The organism is Leptospira alstonii serovar Sichuan str. 79601, from assembly GCF_000347175.1.
Lineage (GTDB): Bacteria > Spirochaetota > Leptospiria > Leptospirales > Leptospiraceae > Leptospira > Leptospira alstonii.
The window spans coordinates 1-2,388 of the sequence record NZ_ANIK01000023.1 but is presented as its reverse complement, the minus strand read 5'-3'; the positions used below and the strand labels follow the sequence as shown (position 1 = coordinate 2,388).

The 2,388-nt window shown below is 39.6% G+C and carries 4 protein-coding genes; 1 reads left to right on the top strand and 3 read right to left on the bottom strand.

The genetic code is table 11. The features are described 5' to 3' along the window. Positions 1 to 550 precede the first annotated feature (550 nt). The 3 genes from LEP1GSC194_RS22900 to LEP1GSC194_RS05240 are packed head-to-tail and all read right to left on the bottom strand — an operon-like array spanning position 551 to position 1,607. The gene (locus tag LEP1GSC194_RS22900; protein ID WP_231384486.1) at positions 551 to 1,000 is read right to left on the bottom strand and encodes a hypothetical protein; all 450 of its coding nucleotides are present in this window, start codon (positions 998 to 1,000) and stop codon (positions 551 to 553) included. 18 nt (positions 1,001 to 1,018) lie between these two features. Further along, positions 1,019 to 1,312 carry a HigA family addiction module antitoxin gene (locus tag LEP1GSC194_RS05245; protein ID WP_036041483.1) on the bottom strand — a complete coding sequence of 98 codons (294 nt, stop codon included), beginning with the start codon at positions 1,310 to 1,312 and terminating at the stop codon, positions 1,019 to 1,021. A 19-nt stretch (positions 1,313 to 1,331) separates the two neighbouring features. After that, a complete protein-coding gene (locus LEP1GSC194_RS05240; protein ID WP_010576133.1) occupies positions 1,332 to 1,607 on the bottom strand; it encodes a type II toxin-antitoxin system RelE/ParE family toxin in 276 nt (91 codons plus the stop codon). A 156-nt stretch (positions 1,608 to 1,763) separates the two neighbouring features. On the opposite strand from LEP1GSC194_RS05240, the gene LEP1GSC194_RS05235 reads away from it, so the two are divergent. Then, on the top strand, positions 1,764 to 2,123 hold the full coding sequence (locus tag LEP1GSC194_RS05235; RefSeq protein WP_036041480.1) for a hypothetical protein: 360 nt from the start codon (positions 1,764 to 1,766) through the stop codon (positions 2,121 to 2,123). Positions 2,124 to 2,388 lie beyond the last annotated feature (265 nt).

Below are 2,388 nucleotides of genomic sequence, written 5' to 3'. Positions count from 1 at the left end.
CTCGACGTTTGCGGTCCTGGAGCGCGCTAAACGCGCGGAAGGATTGGCACGAAGGCTTGAGTGAGCCTTAGCGAACGATCACAAGCCGAGTGACAAAGCAAATGTGCCGAAGGCCAAGCAAGGGTTGCGGAGCAATCCCGAAGCGCCGCGAGAAGCCGCAGTTAGGCGATGTTCGCCCAATCAAAAGCAAACTGCACTTTCGAATAAACGGGTCGAGCGCGTGATCGTTTCTTTATTTACAATGACACTTTCGTAGAAAGCAAAACCCGTTTTTAAAGTCCAGAAGACCAAACTGAAAGATTTGAAACTTCAGTCTGATCATTACTTCTTCAACTGGATAAAGAAACAAAGCAAGATCGCATCCCCATCCCAAGAAAACGCGCTCGACCCGCCCACACTAAGCCCTGGGCGAATATTGCTTAACTCTAACTCGCCGTCTGACGCATAAACACCTTATAACAACCGAATATACGAATATCATAAAGACACGTTATTCCATCAACCCAAAAAACCGATGCGACCCAACTTCCGATAATCATCATTATGTTTTCTAATACCTTTTGGGACCACCTACTAGATGAATCTCCGGAAAGTTTTTGTTTACTTTAAAATTACGGAAAAGATCAAGACGAAGTTCCTTAATTAAGTCACGAAGTAGTTCATCATGCAAATCCCTCTGCTCAGAACTTCCATCTGTTTTTGTTTTATCGGATCTTATATAATTATGAAAATTCATCAATGCTTTAACCACACCTGGCGATCCGATTAATAACAATATGTTTATGGATTCCGAGAAAGCTAAACTTGCGCTACGATTACTATTGTCAATAGCTAAATCGGAAAGTGCTTTTATGAATTGTCGAAAGAACTCTTCTTTGATTCTTCTTTCATCATTTAATTGTTGGCTTCGCTTTGTAAAATAATATGCAGATGAAGCTGTAATGACCGAAGCAAGAATACTAATGGAAGCCGCTAAGATAGAATTAAAGTAATAATCCATAATTTTCCGTTTCCAATTTTATACTACTTGTTTGTACGATTTAATTTCTTTAAGCTCTTTCTCACGATTGTGTTCAATATTACGTAGGTCATATTCATTTTGCAGATTCAACCAAAATGAATCCGACTGCTCAAAAAATCGCCCGAACCTTGCTGAAATCTCTGCAGAAATTCCTCGCTTTTTAGAAATGATGTCGTATACATTCGGAGAAGGGACACCAGTCTCCTTCGCCAAACGGTAAGCCGAAATTTCCATTTCTTCTAATACGTCGTGCAATATTTCCCCAGGGTGAGGGTTTATAAATTTTACCATCAGTCTTACTCCTGATTTGTTAATGATAGTCGAGAATCTGGACGTCACTCGCACCCACATCACTCCAATTAAACACGATCCTATACTGCAAGTCGATAGAAATTGAGTATTGACCTTTTCGATCGCCCTTTAACCCATGCAATCGATTGCTCGGAGGAATCAGTAAATCTTCCGGACGTTTCGCCGCATTCAGCATTTTTAATTTCTTAACTGCGCGTTCGTGAATTTTAGCCGGGAACTTCTTTGACGGCTTTCCGAGGAATACTAACTTTGTTTCCTCGTTTGCAAAACTCACTATCACATTGATTTATATATCACTTTGATATATGACTGTCAAGAATAAAATACGCTACTTTAAGAGGGAATATGTCAGTGTGCTAACTAAAAATTAAGCCGAAACGAAGAAATTTGATATTCAAGACATAACAGGCAACTTCCGATAATGTAGACTATGTCCCGTCATGAAGAAACTGTGGGAAAAGGGCTGCTCACGGGGGCGATCCTCTTCACTAGAAACCATATCATGGAGCGTCTTAAACTCAATCGCAAACGCGGAAGAAGTCGAGATTATCTTAAAACACCCGATTTTCAAGATATGTATTTGCATGCGGAATCGAACACTTTTATCTCTCCGGTGGGTTATATCATAGTACTTGAATGCCAAAGGAAGAAGACGGTCGGAAAGCCGTATGCGGAAAAACTGCACGTACGGTTTGATGTGGCAGGAGATGGAAACCAGACGTTAACCGCCATCCTACCTGGTTCGCGTCTTTCGTATTCGATTGAATTAAATATCCGTGATATTTTCTAATTGTAGATTAAAACGTTATGGAACACGAAGAATCCATAGTATACGCCGCCTCACTCCTTTCAAAATATAAAAAGTATTCTTGATATTTTAAACTTCCAAATAAATATTTACCGGTTTATGAATATTCTCAAATCAATCTTATCAATGATTCGTAATTATTTTTTAACTCCGGAATACACACTTGAATCAAAACGTATAATAATAGACGATTCCGTTATCGATTCCGGCGAAGTTTACAGAATAATGGAACCCGTTTTCTGGTATA